The organism is Massilia sp. LjRoot122, from assembly GCF_964252725.1.
Lineage (GTDB): Bacteria > Pseudomonadota > Gammaproteobacteria > Burkholderiales > Burkholderiaceae_D > Telluria.
The window spans coordinates 63,925-87,189 of the sequence record NZ_CAXUPB020000003.1 but is presented as its reverse complement, the minus strand read 5'-3'; the positions used below and the strand labels follow the sequence as shown (position 1 = coordinate 87,189).

Genomic DNA, 23,265 nt, shown 5'->3' with positions numbered 1-23,265 from the left:
CAGTTTTTGCAGATATTCTTGAAGTTGCCTAGACAAGTCGAGCGAAACAAGTCGTCCATCTCGCCCGTACCACTTCCTGAACCCTAAATTGTTAGCAAAATCGCGCAGTTTTCAAAAGCATTGCTCGGGGGAAATCATGCATACTTTTTTTACCACCTTGTGGATTCGATAGGATACGGATATGTCAGCACGTGAAGTTGGTTTCCTCGCACAGCAAGTCAACGAGTACGAAGAAGGAGGCGAAGTCAGCGGTACCGTTGACCTCACGGACCTGTCAGAAGAAAACCGCACGGTGCTGCACTCCTGTGTGTCCGAATACCGTTCGGCTGGGCGGCGCGTGGTAAGCGAGCTTCACACGATGACCGAGCAGCTGGTCAAGATTCAGGAAATCGTCGGCGGCCGTCGCTTCTACCCGTTCGTCCGCAACGAGCTGGGACTGAGCAAGCGCACCATCTCGCGCTACCTGCATCTGCACAAAGTTCTCCAGCACCACTTCGCTGTCGAAGGCAAGGTTCCACACAGCGTGTCGAATTCGATTTCGTCGCGCGCACTGGAAATGCTCAGCCCGGACACCGATGCGGCCGTTATCGAAGAAGTCAAAAGCGTCATTGACGGCGGCGGCAAAATCGATAGCCGTGCAGTCGAGGCAATCCTCGCGAAGCGCGAAGCCGACCATTCGACGGCTCTAGCCAGCGCGCAAGCAGAGGCGCAGGCATCGGCACGTGCTCTGCAGGCCACCCGCGACCAGTTTGAAGTCGAGCTTGCACGTGCTCAGCGGGAGCTGAACAGCCAAACTGAACTGCTGCGCCGCGCCGAGGCCGAGCGCGACGACCTCGCTCAAGACAATGATGCGCTTCGTCGCCAGTCCACTCAAGTTCGCTTCGAGGAGAAGAGGGTCGAAGTCGTGCCACCTGGCTATGGCAGCGTTCAAGAGGCGATCGAAGCGAAGCAAGGCCAGCTGGACGAGCTGGCGGCCAAAGAAGAAGCCGCACAGCGCACCGTAGCGGCGCTCGAGCAGCAGCGGCGCGAGATGGAAGGCAAGCTTGCCCTCTTTAATGCAAACGTCGGCGACCTTATGGCAATGAAGGACCAGGTCGACCTGCTCATCTCCAAGTTCCCCATGGCCACCCTGAAGGAACTGGGCGCCGGCGACAAGCAAGTCGCTGCAGCAATGACCCATCTGGGACAAACCATGATGCTGTTCGGTGAGCAGCTGAAATCGGCAGCAGCTTAAGGGAGCCGATATGTCCGACGAGACCAAAAACAAAGATATCCCCGCATCCAAAGCGATCTTCGACACGCACAAGGCTGTGATCGCCAAAATGGAAGCGGCAAACCGCGCGGTTCACGAAGCCCTGGTGACGATGGTGGCCTACAAAGACCCAATGGCTCCGATCATCTTCAACGCGACGTGGGAGCAGCTGGAAGCGATCGCAAACGCGCCCCGCTCGAAGCTGAACGTGATCTTCCGGACCGGCTTCCCGGTCTTCGCGCTGCGCATGGCCAACGAGACGTTCCACACGGTGCTGAGCAACACCGACGACCAGGATGCGTGGCTGCGCACTCTCCTGGAAACCTATTCTGCAAATTTACCAATCGCTTCGCTGTAAGAGGATCTCGTGGACCACATCTCCGGCCATTTGGCGCACAAGGCCAGCGCACCCTACGCTTCTAAAGTGGCTATCGCGCAGGCGCTGGCCAGCATGGGCGCCAGGGCCGTGACCATCACCGCGATCGCACGTACCAAACCCGCTGACTCCCGCGCAATCTACAAGGAAGTGAACGGGACGCAGTCCCTCTCGGGTCAGACGCCCACCAATCACGAGTGGTTTCTTGGCAGCCGCAGCCTGCGCCTGCAGGCAGCATTCTTGCTGCTGATGTACGCCGGCTATCGCGAGCGCCACAGTGCTGAAGCAGATGCGCACGGCATCGCGTTCACACTGGCGTACCACAACTACCGCCGCCTCTATCCGGACGAAGCCTTGATCAGTCCAGAGCGCCTGGCGCTGTTGATCGGAGGTGGCTATAGCATTGGATGGCGCGAGATCCCCAAGGGCGGCGTGTCCAAATTCTCGGCTGGGAATGTGAAGGTTGCGAAATGTCGGAAATGTAAACTCCCGCACTTGGCCGAGGCCCACTTCAGAAGCTACCAGTGTGCAGACTGCCAGGCCAAAATCGAGGAGCCGCTGCTGCTTGCCGCGTGAGACAAGGCCCTGCTCGTGAACAAAAAAAAAGCCCGGCAAATGCCGGGCTCGTTGTTTCTAACGGAAATCAAAAACGCACTTGCTTGGCTGGTGCCAAGTTAGTGGCCCCCTTGAAGACGTCTGGTGTTGGCAGCGACGCCTTCACCCTTGCTTGCTTGACGGCCGGGACGTTAGCCAAGGCTGCTTGGCCGCCCTTCTTAATGCCGCTCAGTGCCACACGAACGCAGTAGCGGAGGATCGGCAGCAAGACGCTCCGAAGCACGAAGTACACCGCAATGACGACTGCTGCGATGACTGCTCCGAGGATGGTAGTGATAACTGCTTCGATCATGCCGGTCTTTGCTGCTTTCTCTGCTTGCGGTTTCATATATGGCTCCTAAAAAGTAAGTTTTTGATGGCCTAGTGGCTGCTGTTAGCTGAATGACCGGGAACGGTCGTGCTTGTGAGGTGTAAGAAAAAAGGCCCCAGACGGGGCCTTTTCGGTTTTGTGGCGGACGAATTACGTCGACCAGTTGTATGCGTCGTACGACGGCATGAAGTCGTCAAGGCGCAGGTTTGCTTTGAGGGTGAGCATGATGGCGAGCACGAACGGCGTTACCACGAAACCCACGAACAGGCCGAAGCTTTGCAGCGTGCCAGCGAGCGACGGGAGATCACCGAAGACGCCAGTCATGACATACGACGTGATGTTGCCGTTGTCGATCGCGAGCAAAGGCTGTCCAGCGATATGGTTCTTTGCCTCAATCACGACGCCGGCCATTGCGAGCACGGCTGCGATCATGAGCAGAACGATGACGGTGAAGATGATGCCTTTTTCGGACAGAAGTTTGCGAGCGAGTTTCATGGTTGTCTTTCGAGGTATGGTCGTGCGTTGTGGGCCGAAGATGCGCGAGGCTTTCGGTATGGTCTTGCGAAGAGGTGTGGCTGTTGCTGGTGAGGGCCGACTGGTTACGCTGCTTCGATGACGCCGGTGACTTCGGAGCCGACCACGAAGGTGGCGCCGTTGAGTTCCGACAGGTCGATAGCGTTGCAGTATTCCAGGAAGGCTTGCTCGTTGCTGAGGTCGATGGTGAACATCTAAAACTCCTAAGATCAATGCCGCAAAAGCGACGTGGGAAAAAAGGAGTAGCCATTGACGGCTTTCCTGCTGCCGGGCAGGAAAGCGGAAGGAAATTGGAGGTGGAGAGTGCATCCGGATGGATGCACCTCGAGAGGTTGTGGTGCGTCGGCGCGTCAGCGGACGCGGCGAGCTTTGCTAGTGCGCACGCACGAACACCTGGCGCATGGCGTCAAAGTGAAAGTTCGGGCGGAACTCAGTGTTGAAGTATTCCATGAACGCTATGTGGCGCTCAGGAGTGGCTTCGCGGCAGATGTTGAAGAAAACTGCCAGGCTACCCATCAGTTCGGGCTGAAAGTCAGGATGCGCGACTATGAGGCGGAACTCGCTCACATCACCAGCCTGCACCGCGACCTGTGCCGGCGTCATGCTGAACATGTTCTTGCCGTTGATGTCGTTCTCGTGCGGATTCCAGCCGTTGGTTTTGCCAGCGAAGGAAAGTTGGTAGGTGTTGGAATTGCGATTCATGATGCCTCCTTAGTCAGTTCCGCAAATGCGGTGTGGGAAAAGGAGTAGCGCGAGCGCTTTCCGATCTGTTCGGAAAACGGAGAGTTGAGCCGGGCCGTGGCCGCCCTGGATTGTGGTGGATTTTCAGCCCGCCTGACGAGGTCAGCTGGAGACTGGAAAGCACGAGCTGGATCGCTCTTGAAGAATTGCCGGAAGCCGACATGAGAATTGTACACGTACTTTTGCACGTTGGAAACAGGAGGGCTGTGAAGCCCTCCTGCTTGGTTACGCGTGCATTACATGCGTGGTTGTCGGAACCCGCGGCGCCGGGATAGGCGCCGGGAGCTTTTGTGTTTCGCGCTGGTGCGATGGCATATGCGTGCGCTGGCGCTGATTCTGCGAGCCGCAATACTGCACCCACATATCAGCGAAGTCCGTTCCCTCGACTGGTGGAATGCGGATCTCGACGTCGTATCCAGCTGCTTCCAGCCGGGTCTTCAGTAGCTTCGCATGATGCTCGCCTGGTCGATGGCCCTTTTTCGGGTCAACGGCGTCGTGATCGGCGAAGATGATGATCTTGTCGAACCGTCCCTTGGGGATGTCCGCCAGCTCGAGGTTCCCGCAGTTGAGCATCGACCACACGTTGATGCTGTAGCGATACCCGGTCCCTACCGCGACGGCGTTCTCAATCCCTTCGGCCAAACCCAACACACGGCTTTCGGGGACATTCACAACACGGATCGCAGCGCCATCGAGCTTTCGCACCCCGGCCATCTGTTTTTTGACCATCTCAAACGGAGCCTTGTCGCCGCCGGCCGTCAGGAATGTCCTGTGACAGGTGATCGGGTTTTGCTCTGCGTCGATGGCCTGCGCCAGCAGCGTCGGAAACGTGCCCAGCATCGTGAATTCGCCGTCGTCTTTGCGGTCCCAATACTGCATTCCACGGTGGAAGCGTAGCGAGCGGCTCAACTTCGACACATCGCAGCCGGGCACCCTCTTCTGAAGGTAGCGCGATGCCGGATCGAGCCCGGTAAGCGGCGCCGCCCTGCTCCACGCTCGCCGCAGCCGTTCGCGGTTCTTGGCCACCTTCTCTGGACTGAAGTCCTGGTCCTCGAAAGTGAACGCTCTTATAGGCGCGTCAGTGCTGCCGACCGTGCCGTCATCGAGGAACTTGAGCACCTCAGCCGCCGGCCAGCCAGTGAACTGCTTGAGCAGCGTGTACCCATTCCCTGCCTCACATTGCTGGCACCACCAGGTTCCTAAGTTGCCCTTGTTATCGAACCGAAAACGGTCCTTGCCGCCGCATAGCGGACACGGCTTTCCCTTACCCGACAAGCAGTTCTCATCGATCCCTGCGGCTCGGAGTTTCTGATGCCAATCTACCTTGCTGAAATCAATTCCCATAGATGCCCTCATTGCCAGGATCTGGCTATTGAAAATGGCGTAGGCACTCAGTACGTGAGGCTTTCGTGAGGCGGGACGACCTCAAGAAAACCGTGAAGGTTTTCCGGTGGAGCCGCGCTCCACCTGGTTGTTTAGAACTCGACGTGTGTGATGGCGTCTGCTCGGGCGATGAACGGGATCTCGTCTGATTCCTCCACCTTTGGCGCCGGTGCGCGACCTGGCGGACGATTGCCGCCGCCGGCGCCTCCGCCTTGCGATTGAGGTGCAGGCCTTGGCGCAGCTGGCGCCCTGCCCTGCCTTGCGTTGTCGAGCGCCTCGGTGATGGCCTGACGCGCGGAGCTTGGCTGAGATGATCCGTAACCGGCGTCCTGGTGGTCTCCGAAGTCATCGCCGCCAGCGCCAGCACGGCCGCCCAGCATCTGCATGTTTTCGGCAATGATGTCGGTCGCGTAGCGCTCGATACCGTCCTTGTCGGTGTACTTGCGGGTCTGCAGACGTCCTTCGACGTAGACAGACGAGCCCTTCTTCAGGTACTGCCCAACGATCTCGGCCAAGCGGCCGAAGAACGAAATGCGGTGCCATTCGGTCTGCTCTTTCTGTTCGCCGGTCTGGCGGTCCTTCGACTTGTACGAGGTGGCCACCGCAATGTTGGCGATCGCGTCTCCGCTCGGCAGGTAGCGCACTTCCGGATCGCGGCCCAGGTTGCCGACGATGATTACTTTGTTGACTGATGCCATGACGGCTCCTTGTGTTTGAAGCTGCCCGGGAATGGGCAGGCGTTAAGGTAGTGGTACCGGCCGCTCAGCGTCCGGGGTGAGCAACTGGCGTTGCGACCATCGCAGAATTGCCCACGAGGTGCTCGGCAACTAACTTGTCGAGGCGGACCAGCTGCTTGACCGACAAGCGGTCGCCGGTTGCCAGGGTGGCTTGCATCTCGAGCAGTTCTCGACGTTCGGTATCGATGCAGCGGAGATAGGTCTGTGCATATGCGCTGACCGATGCGTCGGCAAGCTTGGCCAGCCATAACGCGGCGGCCCTGTCGAGCACCTCGAGCGTCTGCTCGATCTGCTTTTCCAGTTCATCCCGGTTTAAGCTGCGCGCTACCCACCAGATGGCAGCTCCGATGAACAGGAGAAGGCCGCAAGCGAGTTGAGGAATAGAGAGCATCTTGCCTCCGTTAGAAGTTAATGAACCTTGATCGAGTAGTGGTTGCGCTTACGCGGTTCCATCTTCCCGTTCACCTCCACTTGGAAGTGTTCTTTGCCGACGAGCTGAACCGTAATTAGGTCGCCAATGCTCAGGCCGTTCTTTTCCACCAGTTCCTGCAGGTGCTCGCCGATGAAGTCCTTGGTGTATTCCATGGACTCGGATTCCATACGAAGCACGTAGGTCACGTACGCCTTCTGGTCACCGCGTGCAGGACGCGTTTCCTCTCCAAAGTTCAGGATTCGGCCTCGGAAAGGTCGACCCTGACGCTCGTCAGCCGGCACAAGCGTATGGGTGAAGGGCTCGGCCGCGCCGGTAGAGGCAGGCTTCTGGCTCCGCGGCTTCGCCAGTCCAGGGCGGGCCATGGGGGGCGACTTGTACGGCTCGTTGAGGGGCGGCGCCGACAGGTCTGCATCGTTCGATTGCACGACGCCGCGGCGCTCCTGAGACGATGTCTTTTCAGACTGAACACGTGCACCACCGAACCCGCGCTCGCGGATCCACTGGATAGCGCCGTCAAGGTCATACGCAATACCGCATTCGTCAGCGATCGCGGGAGTGAACGTCGCCTCCTGCAGTCGGCGATTGGCGCGGCACGACACCTTGATGACCTTCGCATCGAAGTACTGGAAGAAATTGACTTTCAGGCCGCCGATGTCGGCGCTGCAAACCCGGTTGGCCACGGTGAATGCTGTCGATGGCGCTACCGTTGGGGCTTGGGGTTTAACTGCCGCTGGTGCCGGCGCTGCTGGCGCTGTTGCAGCTGCTACTGGAGTGCGTGACAGGGTACGTCCGATGAGACGGCCTGCCGATTGAAGGACCATGTATGGCATGGTCAAGGCTGCGACAGCGAATGCCTCGCCTTTTGTAAGGGCCTGCGGGGGAAGGCTCATGAATTCTCCTCATTGCCGAAATTCGGCTTAAACAAGGAGTGAGCTTTGTGTTGCGCTCTTCGATACTGCTATCGAACAGCGTGGGAGATGCGATTGCCGGTTGCCGACAGGAATTATCTTACCGCATATTCCTGGTGGAGCAAAGACAACCTTGCAACGCTGAGAACAAAATCCGACGCCCAAGGGGCGCCGGATTTCGGATTGCTACAGTTTTGTCACATCGATCGTGAAATCAGCCACGCTCCAGAGTTCAGGGGTGTGGGTGATGAAGTATTCACGCTCGTAACCGCCTTGTGCCAATACCGCTCGCTTCATGGCCATGAAAGTACGTTTGACGATTGGGTCCAGGGCACCATCGCTCTCGTCCGTGAACAAGGTTTGATAGCTCGCCTTTCGATTTGACTGCGATGCGTGGAGAGCGATCGCACGAGTAAGGCACTCGTTGACCACCACCTGCTCACCGCCCGACATCAGGCGCAGAGGTTTGCCCTCTCCGCCACGCGAGCTGTCGAAAACCGTTACCTCGAACGTCTCCTTGAGGTTGCCGTTTTTCTGTGCCGTCTGGGTGTCGAGCCGGACCACGAATCGGCCGGCGAAACACTCTTTCAGCAGGTTGTTGCAGATGATGGCAATTTCAGGCCCCGCGTCATCGATGCTCAGTGCGACGCAGCCGTCATTGCCCAGCCCCTTTTCCAGCCGCTTCCAGAGCGCGATCTCGTCAGCGCACTTCTCGGCCATGACCTTGATGTGCGCGGAGCGAGCTGCCAATGCACGCGCCGCTTCAAGCTTGCCCACCATTGCCGTTTGCTGCTCGATGAATGCCGCCCGCCGTGCGCGAGATTCCTGCACCCCGCGGCTTGCAGCTTCGACGATTCCCTTTGCCCGATTGACCTCGACATCGGTGACCGGCGCAGCCAGGCTGTTCAGGCGCGCTTGGTAGTCGGCGATCTCCTGCGCATGGCTCGACTCCAGTTCGCTTATCGCGGCCTGGTGCTGCATATCGAGTTGCTGGAGCTGCCCGCTCAACGCCTCAGCACGCTGAACCGCCGAGTCACGCATCCGCTTGTGGTCGACGATATCGGCTTCTAGGATGGGCACCCGACGTTCAGCCTCATCGAGCAGTGGCTTCTTCGCGGCCGTCGTGGTCGCGCTGGCCAGATGCTCACCGATGCTCTTGCGTTGTGCCTGCATTTGCTGGAGCTTAGCCTCGATCGCAACGTAGCCATCGAGAGTGCCCTGTAGAGCCTTGGCACGAACGACGAGCGCTTCATATGCCTGACGCTTGGCTACCAAGTCACTTTCGGTACTAGGAATTGCGCCCGCCGCTTCGTTGGCATTCACGAGCAGCTTGCACTGCCCCTGCAGGCCGGTTCCACGGCACGGCACCTCTTCGATGAGAGCGGCAGTCTGCTTGAGCCGGATAATGGCTTGCGACTGTGCTTCACCTTGCGACTTCAACGATGCCTTCTCAGCGACAAGGCCCTGCATCGTTGCGCGATCGTCCTCAGCGCTGATCAGTTGCTGCCGCGCCTGCTCAATGCCCTGGTCGACCTCGGCCAGCGCAGATGTCGCTGTGACGACTGCTTGCGCAGCCTCAAGGACCGAACCGCGCTGTGCGAGAAATGCACGCTGACGCGCCAGCTCATGCTCGCTTGTGACGATCATCTGCTCCGCACGCGATCGCTCGGCACGGCAGCTTGTGGCCTCAGCTTGGATTGCCTTTCGTTGTCCCTCCGTCTGCGTGAGCAACTCGGTGCGCCTTGCGGCCGCTTTGCTGGTCGCACTGGCGACCTGCGCCGTGAGAAAGTTGCGTTCTTCGATGTCCCGGGCCTGGGTGTCGCGCTTGGCCTCCAGCAGCGACAGTGCCTGCCGTGCTTCATCCAAGATCGTCATCCTCGACTGCTCCTCCGCTTGCACGGTCGTCAGCGAGACTGCGATGCGCTTAAGTTCGTCGGACGCCAAGGCCACTTCGGTATCGTGCTTCCTCGCTTCCGCCAGGTCACCGTTAAGTTGGTCGAGCCGCTGCCTTATGAACTTCTGGACCCGACTCGCTTTTTCGGACAGCGAGTGAAAGTCGTCGAGGTTGAGCACGGACGCGAGGATCGACTTGATGTCGCCCACCTCATACTGCGCGATCGTTTTCCTCTTCTGCGCCGAGAACTGAGCGGTGAAGAACGCTTCGGGCGGGCCGAGAATATCCTCGACGCAGCGATCGTAAGTCGCTGTCCGGCCATCGCTGATCGTTCCATCAGCCAGCGCCACTGGTTGCCAATCCAGGGAGCCTTCGACAAGACGGTACAGGTAGCAATCGGACTTCGTCGTCTTCCCGGCCACACGGAACGAAAGGACAGTCTTGTAGTCGATTCCACCGTGCTCCCACTCCAGCTCCTTGAGAGCAGAAGGACCCTTAATGTGATCCCAGTACGAGAATCCACCAGGGCCCAGCGTGGTCGAGTGCGATGGCATGCACCTGTACGGCTGAAGGTTGTCCAAGATCGTGGTCTTGGCCGATCCGTTCGGGCCGATGAGGCAAACCAGCGCTGCTGCCGCTGGAATGGTCGTGAGGTCGAGGAAAAGCATGTCTCGACCGAAGGCATAGAAGATGCCTGCGAAGCCTTGCAGCTTAAGTTTTTTGGGTTTCAAGTTGATCTCCATGCCGCGTGGCGGCGTTTAAATGGAGTCAGCCTGTAGAAGGGCTTTCCGATCGGGTATCGGAAAACGTAGAGGGAAACATGTGGTTGCCGCTGAGCGACCCTGCCATCATAGCAGCAAGTTGCTTTTGTGGCTAACGTCCAACTCTGGGGGATGCGAATACATGGCCTGAGCGTATCTGCGGATCCAATGGAGCGCTTGAACTCGTCCAAACTTGCCGTCATAACTAGGTGCGCTCTACACTGCGCTGTTCGCAGGTCTTAAAACCGCAGAACCGTTGCAACCTTAGCTGTTCATTAAATCGAAAATCGATGGAGGTAATATGGAGTGGTGGTTGGCCCTGATCACAGGGGTTCTTTCAAGTGCCGTTGTCAGCACCTTTATCACTACTTGGTGGGCCGCCCGGGTGAGGCGCCAGGACCTGCAGCGCGAGGATGTAAAGGACGCAGAGCGCCTCAAGCACGTATACCTGGCTATAGCAACGCAACTCGAGACGTTCTGCTATCGGTGCATGATCCGTAAGAGCGAGATCTCCGAAGCACAACACATGTACATTACAGGCGAAGACCGAGATGCCTTGGGGCGACTCAGGGGCGTCCCCCTACTATTGGAGACGGACGCAAAATGGTTGGATCTCCCCGTATCAGTAGTTGACGAGGTGAACACACTTGTAGCGCGGTACGCCGCTGCAGGGGAGTGGATCGCCGGCGTTTTCCAAGACTACGCAGACGCGATGGACGCGAGCGATCTCGATTCGCAACGTTTTACGTACTATGGCCGAGAAGCATCGCGTATCGCAAAGAACATTCGGCACACGATTGGGCAAGCCAGGTCAATGCACGAGGGGTATGACGACGTGTTCAACTCTGATCTGGAACGTAGTCGGAAACGTCATGAGGAGTATCCAAGTAGTACCATCCTCCCCGAACTGCGCAGGACTTTTGCTAGCGCGTGATGGTTCGTTCCGTTAGGCCCGACTTGCTGTAATAGCTTAGGCCGGATCGAAAATGAAAAAGGCTCGCCTAAGCGAGCCTTTTTTCGATTCCGTTACTGGAAATTTCTCAATCGGCTGCTGTGGCGGAACGCCCATGGCGGCGTCGGATTAGCGTCAGCCCATAGGCCGAGGCGCTCACGCTTCGCTGCATTTTCGGCGCGGATGTAGGCCGGGTCGTTATCGAATTTGCGATAGTGCCAAGCGAAGCCTCGCTCGAGCTGTGCTTTGTTCACGTCGACGCCATTGACGAAGACACGGCAGACGGAGCGACCATAATGGTCACGGTCGACCACCTGGACGTGCACCGTTTTGTTGTAGACCAGATCGGACAAGCTCTGCTTCGAGCGCTGGCCATACGGCTGGTTCGACTCCGGCGCATCGATGGCAAAAAGCCTGCACTTCACTTGCTGCCGATCCCCGCTCAACACTTTAATCGTGTCCCCGTCGGACACACCGACGACGCGGTATTGGTCGGGCTGCGCGTGGGCGGTGCCGAAGGTCAGAGCCGCGGCCAGAATAGATAGGATTCTCTTCATTAAGGTCTTTCAGATAAGCGCATCAGCGCGTGGGTTTGACTTCGTGAAAACGACTTAACCACGCTGGTCCGCGCGACGGCGGACCAGGTGGATTATTGCATTGGCTTGCGACCTTTGTGAACTTCCGGCACGTAGTCGAAGACCCGGAGCGCGTACTGCTCGCTCAGCTCGCGCGCATAGTCAGCAGCCAGCTGGTGGGTGCTGAAGTCGCCGACTGCGTCCGCACCACCCTCCTTGATGTGCGCATACACCGAGAACGACTGCGGGTTCAGGTTGTCGACTTCATACTGCGTGTCACTGGCGCCGGTGCCGGCGAGCAGGTCGCGCACGCCCTGCACTTCGAGCGCGTCGTACAGGTGTTCGTGACCGCGCATGAAGGCATCGGCATAGCGGTCGTTTAGCTCCGGCAGTTCGCCGGCGATCGCCACGGAAGTTACTTTATTGGGTGCGCTGTCATGCGCCGAATTGTTCAAGGTCAGGTTCATGGTGAGGTCTTTCAAATGGTCGAGAAAAAGATAGCCCGCCGAAGCGGGCCATTGCGGTCTTGCGCGGCCTTGCGGCCATGCGTCAGGTTGTCGAGCGGGCGCGGCTAACATGAGCGCGTGCGAAGCGAGCGCTTCTACGCAGGCCAGCCATTGCTTGCGCAGCGATCAAGGCGATTCCAGAAGCGGCAGCGACTACAGCACTTCGACTGATGACGATCAGGTGTGCGGACACCGTTGTCGTCATGGACGAAGCGCGTCGGATTTCAGCGGCCCGAACGCGCCCCGGGGTGAAGGAGCCGGACCACGTGAAACCTTGGCTGAAAGCCTCATTGCGGACGCGCGTTTTGAAAGACGCTTGACGCAATGCGAGGTTTTGATCGCAGTGCAGTCGCTCCACCTGAAGGAGGAAGAGGATGTCCTGCTCTGCGCGGTGTAGCTTCTCTTTGAGGCGCTTGCGACTCATGTACTCCTTGTGGATCAAAGCGCCGATGATGGTGCTGGCCAAGCCAAACAGGCCCGAGATAATTGCGGAATCCATATTGAGGTTCTCCAGTGGCCGGCGGCGGTTGCCATGCCGGTAGTTGCGGGTGGTGTACGCGCGAGGCGTAGTCGAATGCCGAAGATCGGCTAGGGAACTGGTGAGTGGTACTCATCGATGAAGCGCATCGAAAAGTAGCTATGGGGCGGGGTTACCAGCCGCCCGATAGGGCGACTGGTCGTGGTTGTGAGGTAGGGTTGTCGTGTTACGCAGCGAGGGCGAGCTCGATCGGAGCTTGCCAGGTGAAGCGCGGGTTGATGAAGAGGGTACCGGCCATCTCGATGGCGGCCTGTATCGCCCAATCTTCCAGTGCTGCCTTGTCGCCATCCGAGGTGCCGGCCATGACAGCCAGCGTGGTGTCGTACACGGGCTTCTCATAAGTACCGGTACGAACGATCGTCACGGTTCCGACACGAGTATCATTTTTGTACAGCCAGAAGGCGCTGGCGTTACCGATACGCTTGTACGGGATCGGGGTATGCGCCAGGCTCGGGAAGGATTCGCGCGTGACTTCCTTCATCGAGAAGCTGTCACCACTTCGGGCGACGTCGATGACGTAGAAGCGATCTTTCGAGCCGAGCGCTGTCAGGTAGGTAGGGTGCTCGTTCAATTTGGCGTGCACACCCAGCTTAGCGAGATGCGTGTGGCAGTCGCCGACTACCCAGCCGATCTTGGCGCCGGCGTGCGCGCTACGCGATAGCATGTTGCGGTCGTGGACGAGAAGATCGTCCGGATAATGCTGGAGCAGCTCAAGTTTGTGGTGGTCAATCTGGGCCAACATGGCTTCGATAATTTTGTTTGCGATAGACATGCGATCTCCTAACGCACCGCGGCCGCATTGCGGCCTGGTGCTGGTTTTTTGAGGGCGGCTCAGAAAGTCAGATCCTCAAGATCGACTTCATTCACCTGTTGAGGGGGATGCGGCTGCGCCGCGAGTTGTAGGTCCGCTGCTGGGACAAGCGATGCGAAGAACTCGGTCGCGATGTCTTCGGGCGACATGGTCTGGAGGGCCGACAGGCGGTCTTCCAGGCCATCGGGAGGTGTGTTCGAGAACTCGCACCACCGCATGAATCGCTCATTTACCGTAACGAGTGTCGAAATGCCGGCGCAGCGCTGGCGCTGAATCGTCAGCACTTCGCCTTCGATCCGAATTTCAGCAGCTGATGCCAGGATTTGCTTGATCGCCTGCCGGTCCACTGTCTGCGAGTATTCCTCGTCGACCGAGTACCTGACGCGCACCCAACTATCCTTGCAGAGGTGCGCAATTCCGGCCAATTGCTCCAGGTCAGGCGCACCGTCAAAGCCGATATCGATCATGCGCTTCGATGGAGTAGCGTGTGCCACGAAGTCGGCGCCGTCGGCGGTGACATCCCATTCCAGGACATACTTCTCACCGTCCTCGCCGTAATGGAACCGGCCGCAGGAACCTGCGTAAGCGATGCGCTGAAGATGCGTTGCGTGCCTGCGCTCCCACTGCTGGTGCTTGTGGATATGGCCGAGCATTCCCGCGCTTGTGCTCGCTGCGAAAAGGGCCCCGAGCGAAAACTCGTGGTCCAGGCCTGCCATGGGCACACCGTGTTCGTTCAGCGAGCCATCGACAGTGCCGTGTCCAACCAGCACGGTGGGCACGCCGCGGCGGCGCAGTGCATTGTTGGCTGGTCCGAAGGACGCAAGCAGCGAAGCCAGATGGTTGCCCATCTCGACGTTTGCGTTCTCCGCGCCTACTGCTAGCGCCAGCTCAGCCTTGTTGACGGTCGGGATGGCTGTAACCACGAGCTGGCACTCGGTGACTTGGTCAGCCGGATCGTATTCCACGAACTGGCCACCAACCATGCCCACCATGCCGATCTTGTCAGCGACGTGGATCGAATGCTTGGCGCCGATCATTTCGAGGATTTTCAGAACGCCGACAGGTTCGTGTGAGAACGTTCCTTGCAGCAGGAGCACCGGGCAGTGGTCGGCCAATTGCTTGATGCGTTTCGCTAGCGCACGTAGCGCGGGCGAGTGACCGTCTAGTGCGTGGTCGGTTGCGTCTCCGCTGATGATAGCCAGCTCGACTTTTTGCTTCACTGCGGTTTCGACTGCAAACCCGAAACACCGATCCGCTTCGACCAGGTTGGCCGGGCAGTAGTGCAGGTCAGAGGCGTGCAGAATTTTCATCTGGATCTCCCATTGTTGCCGAAGGTCGGCGGTTAAATGGGGAGAGCGAGGACCGCTCATGGCTGCCTGCGGCAGGCATGAACGTCATTGGGTGCGGAAGGGAGGCCAGCGCCGGCGCCAGCGGATGCTGGTGCCGGTTGCCTGGATCATCTTAAGCACGCGGCTTTACGAGCTGGCTATTCCAGCGCGGCGATGATGTCGAAGTAGGGTTTCGTTTCGACGCCGAGGACCTGGCGATCGCAGACCACTTCAGCTTTTACTCCCTGATTGTCGATTTCCAGATGTACTTCGTTGGCGACGTCAGGGTCTGATGCGATCACGCGAACGTTTGTTGCGTACACCCAGGTGACGCCGTTGTCGAGGGAGACCTGCAGGCGATCCATGCTCACGATTTGCTTCCAACGGTGAGCGCGATCAGGCGCATGTAGCTGGTCGTTTCGCTGGGCGGGCTGGCGCGATCCGGGCCGCCGGCGGCAGCGGCTTTACCACTGGGACAGGAGCGGGCTTGTGCTTGGATTGGGCGCCCGCCTCATCGAAGATCGAGGCGAATGCAGATCCGAAAGCGGTGTTCAGGTCAAAAAGATTTTTCATGCTTACTCCGGTGAGGTTGTTTAGGAAAATTGTTAGTTGAGCTTCCAGGCCGACACGTCGACGTAATCCGAAAGAGTCTCTTCGCAGAGACGGGCGTAGTCGGGATCGATGATCGTTGAGAGCAGGTTGACGAGCTGTTTCAGTTCCTTGCGCATGCTGCGGCCGGTGACACGCCGCACGCGGTGAACGTCGAACCCGAGCACGTCACACACCCACTCGAAGGGAACGAGGGGTTGGTCTGGGTTCAGGCTATACATCCAGACGAGTGCGTCGAGCCGGTCCTGTTCGGCCTGGCTTGAGGTTGACGCTTGACCGAACAGGTCGTGCGTCGCCGCCGGCGCTGGTTTCGGCGTCAAGTCCCAGATCATGCGGAGGAACATGCGCTTGGCCAGCTTGGTCTCGATGCTGTCGTTCGGGTCGACGGACTCAAGGTCAGGCACGATGCCGTCATCGAAGCGCTGGCCAGGGAGCGGAAAGTCGAGCTCATCGGCAGTCAAGGGTGTAGCCGGTGTCTTCTTGCGCGCGGCAGGAACTATGGTTTCGATTTTCGGTGGGGCCGCCGTGCGTGGTGCAACAGGGCTTTCCGCAGCTGCTGCTTTGGCAGCAACGCCGGATGGCTTGCTGCGCTGATTGACGGTGATCTCGTCGCACTCTCCGAAGATGTTCCACTGTCCAATGACAGTTTGAGTCAAAGAGGCGGCGACTTTTGCGGTGGGCATTGGTACCTCCTGTGATTGCCGCGTAGCGGCAGTAGAAAGAGGTATCCGGAGGGGATTTGCGCTGGAACTGGTCCAGGGCAAATACGGATGAGGGCTTTGGGGGGAGACTTGCGCGGTGGATAATGAGGCCTAGAATTGGCTCATTATTTACCACTGAGGATGTTATGTCGGACCTGAACAGTATGAGCAATGCGGCGTTTGATGCGTGGCTGCAGGAGCAGAGCAGCGGACCGGGCCTGTCGAATGACGAGCTGCTGGTGGAGGTGGTCAGCAAGGCGCTGATGGAGGAATCGCCCGAGGGGCGAGCACAGAAGCTGATCGAAGTGGCCAACCTGTGTATAGCAATGGCCGACAAGAGCCTGGGTTCCCAGGTTCCTGTCAGCACTTGCCTAACGCTTACTCGCCACTGATTAGGAGAGCAAGGTCATTTTTGCGGTACTGCGAACGGCGCGGACATTGCGCCACACGCGGTCATTTTCGATGCATGGCTCGTCTTCGATGGTGTTGAGTTCATCGATGACTTGCTGTGCTTTTTTCGGGTCCCGGGCGGCTGCGAAGAGACTGCTCCAAAACTCCTGCGCGTGAACGGGGAATTGGGAGTAGCGTTGCGCGCCTTCAGGCTGGTTCAGGGTTGCTTGGAAAGCTGCCTTGGTGGCTGCAGTCAGAATTGCGTTCATGTGCACTACTCCTAGTCGATCCCGCATAGCGGTGTTGAGAAAAGGAGTAAGTGACTTAGCGTCACTTTTCTATCGAGGATAGAAAAGTTAGTTGGGATGGTGATTGCCGGAGGCCGACACCGCTAATTTACCGGAACATGCCGCTGTTGTCTAGCGGCAAATAAAGCGAGCAGGCACGGTGGTAACTGAATGTTCCAGCGCCAGCTACACAGCGATCACGACGGCCGCTTACCGGTGCGGGCGTATTCCACCAGGTAGTCGAAATCGAAGCTCAGCCCTCGTGGCAGGAAGACTCGCTGCGCGGCCTCAAAGCGATCCCGATCAGGCTTTGAGAAGTCCTTGGCGGCAGCGCGCACCCTTTTGAGTCTCTCAGGTTCAGCCTCTTCTTCTGGCAGCGCCTTATTGACCAGGTCGTCGATCCGTTTAAGCCGCCTCTTCCCGAAGCTTTGTGCCTTCAGCAGACGGGCATAAGTGTTTGCGAAGAAGTGCTCAGCTTTGAAAGAACCGAAGTCCGCAGGGAGGGTATCGAATGCACGATCAAGATCCGGGGCTTTGATGATGACGGTGTAGAACGCTCGGGCTGCCGATTCCAGCAAACCCGCCTCGACTGGGGAGGCAGGCCCCACAAGATACATGTACGGCGCCGGCTTCTTGATTGTCAGGTGTCGCAGAGCTTCAAAGCCTTCGCACGCTGCTATGAAAACGCCGAGGTTAAATCCGCTGGCCAGGTTGATGTCGCGGAACCGGTCGACTAGAGCTTCCCAAGGAATGATGGCGGCTCCCGGGGACCCCGCTAGGCCTACCTCAACCCCGCACTTCCCGGCGTGAGCTTCGATGTGGATGAGCGCCTTGTATCCGTTGATACAGTCTTCTTCTATCCGGTCCAGCTGCGACCAGAATTCCGCCTCCGACCCGATGCAATGCCGCTGGAGCCTCGGCGCTGGACCAGGAATGATGTCCCGGAGATGCTCATGAAGCGCCCGTCCGGTTTGCGCATCCTTTCCTGGGATAAGGCAGTCGATTATTTCGATCGTGCTGTAGCTGATACCCGATGCATATTTTGAAGCCATATCGGCGCGTCCATCCCGAGGTTCGTAGTTGAGTGCCGTTTCTCTAAGTCTCCTGTGTTGAGGCGGCGGGGCCACGCGGCCCCGAAATGCACCACTAACGTGCGTGCCATCTGCTGCCTCCAGGCCCCGGCAGCTTCATCCTGCACTTCGGATTCCGACGAAAAACGCGGGAGCATTCTATCGACGGCCGTAGCCGAGCTCGCCCATGATACTCGGACCCCACCCATCCTTCACGACTGACACAGTCGCCCTCAGCGCATTAGCCATAAATGAAACTAACGAACGGAGAAACGAAGGCCAAAGACAACCCTCCAGAAACGCCGCGGGCTGTTCAAGCTCCGCTCGTCGCCTGGCCGCCCCTCGTCGGGTGCTAAGGGAACAAAAAGAACGAAAAGAACAAAGCGAATCCAGAGAATCCCCCCGGCCTACCACCGGAGTCCGTAGCAGTCGCATCCCGTAAGGGTTGGGGCAAGTTGCCTGTCTGTTAGTTTCATTTATGGTATCCTAGGCGTCATCCATTCCGAGAAAACCTGCTGAGATGGCGCCTGCGGCGCCGGCCACCTGGCCAGCAATTCCAGCGCAAACCGAGGTGCGCATGACCGATCCGAAAAAATGGGATGCCGACCCAATCGGCAGCTTCGCGGCCTTCATCCGGTCTGACGAATTCGCCAAGACTAGCCGGCGCCTTGGGGAGAAGGATCCTGAGCCCGTTTCGGAAAAGTCGGCTGCGGTCTACTCTTTCATGTTCCGAAAGTTCGTGACATGGCTCGCTGGCGAAAATCGCGGCTTCTCCCAGGTTGGCGAACAGGAGCTGGTGCGTTTCGTTAGCCAGCTGCGTCGCCACGGCGAGCAGAACAGCGACATCACCGAGCGCTACCTGCGGCTGCTCGAGCGGTGTTACACCTTCCTGCGCATCGCCCCGAACCCTGCGACGTCGGCCAAAAAGCTGGCAAGCGAGAACAGATATCTGGCGAAGAACCAAGGCACCGAGGCTTTGGATCAGGAGCAGATCGACGCTTTCACCGCCGCCCTGCCCTCGCTCGACGTTCCGGGCGCTAACCGAGCTGGCCGACCGCCCAAGGCGTGGAAGCGCCGCCGGGACCATGCAGTGCAAGCCACCCTTCTGTTCGGTGGACTGAAGGTGGCCGAGGCGATCGGCTTGCACCTGGATGAGGTCGACGATGCGTTTGACCATGGACCCATCCGATTGAAGATCAGTCCACGGGACAAACACGACACCAGCTACGAGCACCAGACGATCGTGAACGGCTACGGCGCCGACGCGCTGCGTCACTGGCTGCTCGAACGAAAGTCCACGAATCGGAAGGGTGAACCGATCTTCGCCGGCGAGCTGGTGTTCCCGGGTGACGTGGCAGGCAAACCGATGTCGAAGGTTACGCTCTGGCGCCAGGTGAATGCGACTTTCGCTCGGGCCGAGATCGAGGTCAACCGCAGCGGAGGCCGGACCTTGCGCAACACGTTCGCGGCGCAACAATTGACGACGCACGGCCGCACGAAAGACGACGTGAGGGAATATCTCGGACTGGCGCTGGAAAGGTCGGCTGAGCTTTACGAATCCGCCAAGCCAAGAAAGAAGAAGTCCGATGAAGCTGTCTGAGATCACCAGCATTCTCGCCCAGGCCGGGCTCCCTCCCCTCGCGCGCGAGCAGCTGCTCGAGCTGTCGGGCACCGAATCTGGGAAACGGTTTGCGAAGGCGCTGGTCGATTTTCGGAATGGCGATCGCCTGCAGCGGGCTATGCTGGAGGCGACGGTGCGCATCCTCGGCGCGAAGACCCTGCCCGCGTTTCAACGCCTCGGTGGCCAACTGCCGGTCGACCAGCTGGTGGCCGTCGCGTGCAGGGAGCAGCGCCGCCTGTTTGATGCGCTGGAAGCGATCGAGCAGCGCACTCCCCGCGCCGCCGGCGCCCGGCGCTACCTCGCTGAGCTAGGCATAGCGAACGAGCTGCCCGCGGCAGCGCAGACAGCGCCGGTGGATCCGCCCTACTACAGCTTTAAGATTTTTTCGTCTACAGCGGCATTGTGCATCGCTGAGGCCACCACCAGGGCTGAGCGAAAGCACACTATCAACATCGAGGGTGCGGTGGTGCTGGCCGGGGGCGGCGCCCGCAAGGCTTTCGACTGGGCGAACAAGATTGTCGTGCAGCTGACTGTTCAGGAAGCGTATCAGGTGCTGGCGCTACTGGAGAACAAGATCCCTTCGCTGCGCTTTGACGGCCACGGCGCACAGCACGACAAGTCCCTGCAGGTTGAGTTCCAGGAGTCGCACTACTATTTCAGGCTCACCCAGCGCGGCCGTGCTGCTGTAGCGGTGCCGGTCCGGGCGGTTGATTCGATCCAGATCGTCTCGCTGCTCTATAAGCAGCTGCTTCGGAACGATCAGCACCTCGGCATTGATGATCTTCGTGGCATGGTCGACCGCATGGCTTCGATGACGCAAGGTCGCTGAGGTGGCGGAGAACCGCGGACGCTAGCTCCGACGGCATCATCCAACAAGGTGTTGCTGGCCCGAAAAACGGTCATATTTCCAGCACGACTTGATCCAGTTCCGGTCCCGGTAGATGCTACATTTTCGATTCTCTTTCTTTCTGCCCTCGACGTGTAGAACTCCTACCCGTCATTAAGCGACACTTGCTCAGTTGATCCCTCCTAGCAACATGATTCTGTCCAGGGTAGATTTTTCCGTGTTTTCCGTTGCAATGTTACCCGACGGATTGTATGATGCAATTACGTTAAATTTGGAGGGTGTATGTCGACACGAGAATTCGCAGGGGTGAAGGCGCGAATGGCGCAGGAGCTGTGTGGCTTTTCCGGATCGCCTAAAGCATTCCGTGAGCGCTTCACCGTTGCGAATCAGGGCCAGTATCACCGCATCTATACGGCCGAGGACATTCGCCGTATCAGGATGAGTATGTTGTCGCTTCCCCTGGATACGGTACGTGCCAAGACCCTCCCGCCTATCTTGAACTTCCGCATGGCTAAAGGCGGAACCGGCAAAACTACGATCTCGGGCAACATCGCGTCTGCACTTGCGATGATGGGCCACAAGGTCCTGATGATCGACGGAGATCCACAAGCATCGCTTACTAGCCTTTTTGGCATCGACTGGGTTTCCCAGAATATCGTCCACATTGGCGAACTGATGCGCAGGGCCGAGCGCAAGGAGACCGTAGACATAAAGGGCGCCGTCTGGCCGATCTATGGCGGCGGAATGCTCGATATCATCCCTGCCGACATCACTTTGGCAGATGCGGATTCGTGGCTCATGGGAACAACCAACCGTGAGTTCGTGTTCTCACGCCTGCTGGAGCGAAACGTCGATGTGTTCGCAGAGTACGACGTCATCGTGGTCGACTCTGCACCATCGACTTCTTTGCTAACGAATACGCTGATGACTGCCTGCAAACGACTGCTTGCTGTGGTCGTGCCAGAAGGGCCGAGCACGAAAGCACTGGAAATCCTCGAGTCGAATATCCAGGAGCTGAACGACGCGTTCGGAAAGCAGGGGTTAAACCTCGATTTCCATGTGATCGTCAACCGCTACAACCAGACCAAGAAGCCGCATAACGACGAGCTTGCGAAGCTGGTCTCGAAGTATCCGAGCCAGCTGAACGATACGATCGTTCGTGACTTCATTGGTTTCGTACGCCAAACGGATTCGTTTGACGAAAAGAACAATGGTCCGGTTCTGGAAAAAGAGCCCAATTCGGTCGGGGCTCGCGACGTACTCGACCTCACCAAGTCACTTATCCGCATGTTCGACATCAAATTAGCCGACGTGAACAGCCTCGCACCTCTGGCCAGCGTCGGGAGGGCCGCATGAGAAAGGGTCCACTTAAAGTAAGCGGGCTGGTGGCTTCTGGAAAGGTGAAGCTGCCGGAGCCGGGCAATGGACAGGAAGGTTCGAGCCGTCCTGCTGAGTCCACGGACACGCCTATGACTCAACCACAGCGTTCACTCGACAAGGATGTGTCAGCGCCTGGATTGGGGCCCGCAGCAAATCAGCCAAGTCTGGACAGCACGACTGCCGACAATTTAGACGTCAGTCTCGCAGATGTAACGCCGCCGGCAGCTAGTCATGATGTTCAAGACGAGTCGCTTCCGGCTCTGACGTCGGTCGCGGAAGCGGTTCGCCACGCGTATCCCGGCGCGGTAAAGATTCCTCTCGCCCTGGTAGACGATTCGCCCTATCAGCCGCGTAAAGAGTACGATCCGGAGAAGCTGGACGAACTCGCTATGACCATGAACACGGCGGGCCAGGCCGAGCCGATTCGAGTGCGCAAGAAAGGCGCTCGATTCGAGCTCATCAGTGGCCACCGCCGAAAGCGTGCTGCGTTGAGTCTCGGCTGGGTGGAAATTCCGGCCTTCATCGAGGAGAAGGACGATGCCAAGGCGCGCTCCGACACGATGCTGGCTGCAATCGGCAGCCATGGACTTTCGGACTGGGAAATTGCAGGTCTACTGAAAGTTGCGATGGATGAGGGGTTAGCATCCAACCAGCGTCAGCTGGCCGCATGGTCAGGGCTTAACTTGTCCAAAGTGAACGGCTGCCTTCAGATGTTACAGCTGCCGCCAAGCATTCTCAGTTACCTCGAGCGTAGGCCTAGCCTTTTTGGCTACGAAACTTCGCGCGTGATTCTTAGCCTCGTCAAGGAGTACCCAGGCCATCTTGCTGACATCGAGCGTGGCGTTGACCGTCTCGTGGAAGGCAAAGCTCAGAACACGCTGAAAGGATGGGTCCTCCAAGCCATTAAGGGCCGTCCGCAGGCGGATCAGGACCGCAGCATGATCACCAACGCCGGTCGGCTCATCTTCACCACGAAGCGTGATTCTGATCGCGCAGTGGTCGTGAACTGTAAGTCTATGGATGTCGATATGGCTGAGTTCGAGAAAAAGCTACAGGCTTGGCTTGAAGAACAGGCGTCGTCGGTCGCTGGCGGCGCGGATCCCGCGACTGAGGAAAAGTGATGGGCTTTTATTCAAGGCGGATCGAGCGCGTTCAGCCTCTATACGCTCCAGCCCGCAACAGCTACGCGAAGGGGGGCCACCCCCTCCATAACCTCTCCGTCCCTGCCCTTCTCATCCAGCAGGGAGTCTCTATTTTTGCCCAGGACGGTTGTTTAGAATCTAAACGTGCGCAAGCACATGTTGCAGCGCTTGCATCGCGTTTAGATTCTAAACAGTCGTTCGATATTGATCTTCATGTAGAACGTGGCGAGCTGGGCCTGATTCAACTCAAGCGTTTAGATTCTAAACGTGACCTTCGATTGAATTCCGACCGCAAGAATTGGCGCCAGGAACGTAAAGGAGAACAGCTCATGATGAGCTAGAAACAAAAAACCCCAGCCTAGTGAGCTGGGGTTTTTCTTTCCAGTCCCGGTTAGGTGGACTAGATGAAGCCTGAGAACCCTCATCTTATCCCCCCCTAATCCGGTAGTCAAACGATTTTGCGGCGCTGGACGCCGCAGGGGACTATTTTGTTTTCGATTTTTTCATATCCGGCTCCGCTGGAGGGTCTTGCACACCCTAAAAGTGACTTTGCAGGGAACCAGA

The 23,265-nt window shown here is 58.3% G+C and carries 28 protein-coding genes; 10 read left to right on the top strand and 18 right to left on the bottom strand.

Annotation, left to right across the window (positions count from 1 at the left end; translation table 11 throughout):
- Positions 1-181 precede the first annotated feature (181 nt).
- Genes ACSQ25_RS24630 through ACSQ25_RS24620 form a run of 3 tightly spaced genes read left to right on the top strand, consistent with a single transcriptional unit; the run spans position 182 to position 2,204 of the window.
- On the top strand, positions 182-1,234 hold the full coding sequence (locus ACSQ25_RS24630; RefSeq protein ID WP_436108369.1) for a hypothetical protein: 1,053 nt from the start codon (positions 182-184) through the stop codon (positions 1,232-1,234).
- A 10-nt stretch (positions 1,235-1,244) separates the two neighbouring features.
- On the top strand, positions 1,245-1,610 hold the full coding sequence (locus ACSQ25_RS24625) for a hypothetical protein (RefSeq protein WP_436108368.1): 366 nt from the start codon (positions 1,245-1,247) through the stop codon (positions 1,608-1,610).
- A 9-nt stretch (positions 1,611-1,619) separates the two neighbouring features.
- The gene (locus ACSQ25_RS24620; RefSeq protein ID WP_436108367.1) at positions 1,620-2,204 is read left to right on the top strand and encodes a hypothetical protein; all 585 of its coding nucleotides are present in this window, start codon (positions 1,620-1,622) and stop codon (positions 2,202-2,204) included.
- Positions 2,205-2,271: 67 nt separating this feature from the next.
- Here ACSQ25_RS24620 and ACSQ25_RS24615 read toward each other — a convergent pair whose 3' ends face one another.
- The 9 genes from ACSQ25_RS24615 to ACSQ25_RS24575 form a co-directional block, all read right to left on the bottom strand.
- On the bottom strand, positions 2,272-2,571 hold the full coding sequence (locus ACSQ25_RS24615; protein WP_436108366.1) for a hypothetical protein: 300 nt from the start codon (positions 2,569-2,571) through the stop codon (positions 2,272-2,274).
- Between the two features lie 132 nt (positions 2,572-2,703).
- On the bottom strand, positions 2,704-3,048 hold the full coding sequence (locus ACSQ25_RS24610; RefSeq protein WP_436108365.1) for a hypothetical protein: 345 nt from the start codon (positions 3,046-3,048) through the stop codon (positions 2,704-2,706).
- A gap of 104 nt (positions 3,049-3,152) precedes the next feature.
- Entirely contained in the window at positions 3,153-3,281 is a 129-nt protein-coding gene (locus ACSQ25_RS24605) for a hypothetical protein (RefSeq protein WP_436108364.1), read from the bottom strand.
- Between the two features lie 178 nt (positions 3,282-3,459).
- Positions 3,460-3,789, bottom strand: coding sequence for a hypothetical protein (locus ACSQ25_RS24600; RefSeq protein WP_436108363.1), 330 nt, complete (start codon positions 3,787-3,789; stop codon positions 3,460-3,462).
- A 264-nt stretch (positions 3,790-4,053) separates the two neighbouring features.
- On the bottom strand, positions 4,054-5,172 hold the full coding sequence (locus ACSQ25_RS24595; protein ID WP_436108362.1) for a DUF7146 domain-containing protein: 1,119 nt from the start codon (positions 5,170-5,172) through the stop codon (positions 4,054-4,056).
- A 131-nt stretch (positions 5,173-5,303) separates the two neighbouring features.
- Positions 5,304-5,909 (bottom strand): single-stranded DNA-binding protein, encoded by a 606-nt coding sequence (gene ssb / locus ACSQ25_RS24590; RefSeq protein ID WP_436108361.1) that lies wholly within the window; start codon positions 5,907-5,909, stop codon positions 5,304-5,306.
- 64 nt (positions 5,910-5,973) lie between these two features.
- Complete coding sequence (locus tag ACSQ25_RS24585; RefSeq protein ID WP_436108360.1) at positions 5,974-6,339, bottom strand: hypothetical protein; 366 nt, start codon at positions 6,337-6,339, stop codon at positions 5,974-5,976.
- A 17-nt stretch (positions 6,340-6,356) separates the two neighbouring features.
- Positions 6,357-7,271 (bottom strand): hypothetical protein, encoded by a 915-nt coding sequence (locus tag ACSQ25_RS24580; RefSeq protein ID WP_436108359.1) that lies wholly within the window; start codon positions 7,269-7,271, stop codon positions 6,357-6,359.
- Between the two features lie 204 nt (positions 7,272-7,475).
- Complete coding sequence (locus ACSQ25_RS24575; protein WP_436108358.1) at positions 7,476-9,914, bottom strand: hypothetical protein; 2,439 nt, start codon at positions 9,912-9,914, stop codon at positions 7,476-7,478.
- Between the two features lie 331 nt (positions 9,915-10,245).
- On the opposite strand from ACSQ25_RS24575, the gene ACSQ25_RS24570 reads away from it, so the two are divergent.
- Positions 10,246-10,878, top strand: a complete 633-nt coding sequence (locus ACSQ25_RS24570) for a hypothetical protein (RefSeq protein WP_436108357.1) — start codon at positions 10,246-10,248, stop codon at positions 10,876-10,878.
- A 92-nt stretch (positions 10,879-10,970) separates the two neighbouring features.
- Here ACSQ25_RS24570 and ACSQ25_RS24565 read toward each other — a convergent pair whose 3' ends face one another.
- The 7 genes from ACSQ25_RS24565 to ACSQ25_RS24535 form a co-directional block, all read right to left on the bottom strand.
- Positions 10,971-11,453 (bottom strand): thermonuclease family protein, encoded by a 483-nt coding sequence (locus tag ACSQ25_RS24565; RefSeq protein WP_436108356.1) that lies wholly within the window; start codon positions 11,451-11,453, stop codon positions 10,971-10,973.
- A gap of 92 nt (positions 11,454-11,545) precedes the next feature.
- Positions 11,546-11,938 carry a hypothetical protein gene (locus ACSQ25_RS24560; protein WP_436108355.1) on the bottom strand — a complete coding sequence of 131 codons (393 nt, stop codon included), beginning with the start codon at positions 11,936-11,938 and terminating at the stop codon, positions 11,546-11,548.
- A gap of 82 nt (positions 11,939-12,020) precedes the next feature.
- On the bottom strand, positions 12,021-12,476 hold the full coding sequence (locus tag ACSQ25_RS24555; protein ID WP_436108354.1) for a hypothetical protein: 456 nt from the start codon (positions 12,474-12,476) through the stop codon (positions 12,021-12,023).
- A 205-nt stretch (positions 12,477-12,681) separates the two neighbouring features.
- Complete coding sequence (locus ACSQ25_RS24550; RefSeq protein WP_436108353.1) at positions 12,682-13,287, bottom strand: hypothetical protein; 606 nt, start codon at positions 13,285-13,287, stop codon at positions 12,682-12,684.
- 59 nt (positions 13,288-13,346) lie between these two features.
- Entirely contained in the window at positions 13,347-14,636 is a 1,290-nt protein-coding gene (locus ACSQ25_RS24545) for a metallophosphoesterase family protein (protein WP_436108352.1), read from the bottom strand.
- A gap of 176 nt (positions 14,637-14,812) precedes the next feature.
- Positions 14,813-15,019 carry a hypothetical protein gene (locus ACSQ25_RS24540; RefSeq protein WP_436108351.1) on the bottom strand — a complete coding sequence of 69 codons (207 nt, stop codon included), beginning with the start codon at positions 15,017-15,019 and terminating at the stop codon, positions 14,813-14,815.
- Positions 15,020-15,259: 240 nt separating this feature from the next.
- The gene (locus ACSQ25_RS24535; RefSeq protein ID WP_436108350.1) at positions 15,260-15,946 is read right to left on the bottom strand and encodes a hypothetical protein; all 687 of its coding nucleotides are present in this window, start codon (positions 15,944-15,946) and stop codon (positions 15,260-15,262) included.
- A 164-nt stretch (positions 15,947-16,110) separates the two neighbouring features.
- Here ACSQ25_RS24535 and ACSQ25_RS24530 point away from each other — a divergent pair, with 164 nt between their 5' ends.
- Positions 16,111-16,356 carry a hypothetical protein gene (locus ACSQ25_RS24530; protein WP_436108349.1) on the top strand — a complete coding sequence of 82 codons (246 nt, stop codon included), beginning with the start codon at positions 16,111-16,113 and terminating at the stop codon, positions 16,354-16,356.
- Here the strand turns inward: ACSQ25_RS24530 and ACSQ25_RS24525 are convergent, their stop codons facing one another.
- Both ACSQ25_RS24525 and ACSQ25_RS24520 read right to left on the bottom strand, forming a co-directional pair.
- Entirely contained in the window at positions 16,357-16,623 is a 267-nt protein-coding gene (locus ACSQ25_RS24525; protein ID WP_436108348.1) for a hypothetical protein, read from the bottom strand. It lies immediately after the preceding gene.
- Between the two features lie 215 nt (positions 16,624-16,838).
- Positions 16,839-17,693, bottom strand: a complete 855-nt coding sequence (locus tag ACSQ25_RS24520) for a hypothetical protein (protein WP_436108347.1) — start codon at positions 17,691-17,693, stop codon at positions 16,839-16,841.
- A 595-nt stretch (positions 17,694-18,288) separates the two neighbouring features.
- Here ACSQ25_RS24520 and ACSQ25_RS24515 point away from each other — a divergent pair.
- The 5 genes from ACSQ25_RS24515 to ACSQ25_RS24495 all read left to right on the top strand — a co-directional run bounded on the left by ACSQ25_RS24515 (position 18,289) and on the right by ACSQ25_RS24495 (position 23,042).
- Positions 18,289-19,311 carry a tyrosine-type recombinase/integrase gene (locus ACSQ25_RS24515; protein ID WP_436108346.1) on the top strand — a complete coding sequence of 341 codons (1,023 nt, stop codon included), beginning with the start codon at positions 18,289-18,291 and terminating at the stop codon, positions 19,309-19,311.
- Positions 19,298-20,161: a hypothetical protein gene (locus ACSQ25_RS24510; RefSeq protein ID WP_436108345.1), complete on the top strand. Its 864-nt coding sequence runs from the start codon at positions 19,298-19,300 to the stop codon at positions 20,159-20,161. Before ACSQ25_RS24515 ends, ACSQ25_RS24510 begins: the two co-directional genes overlap by 14 nt.
- Before the next feature lie 300 nt (positions 20,162-20,461).
- Entirely contained in the window at positions 20,462-21,535 is a 1,074-nt protein-coding gene (locus ACSQ25_RS24505; protein WP_436108344.1) for a ParA family protein, read from the top strand.
- Positions 21,532-22,680: a ParB/RepB/Spo0J family partition protein gene (locus ACSQ25_RS24500; protein WP_436108343.1), complete on the top strand. Its 1,149-nt coding sequence runs from the start codon at positions 21,532-21,534 to the stop codon at positions 22,678-22,680. Before ACSQ25_RS24505 ends, ACSQ25_RS24500 begins: the two co-directional genes overlap by 4 nt.
- Complete coding sequence (locus ACSQ25_RS24495) at positions 22,680-23,042, top strand: hypothetical protein (protein WP_436108342.1); 363 nt, start codon at positions 22,680-22,682, stop codon at positions 23,040-23,042. Before ACSQ25_RS24500 ends, ACSQ25_RS24495 begins: the two co-directional genes overlap by 1 nt.
- Positions 23,043-23,265: the final 223 nt, after the last annotated feature.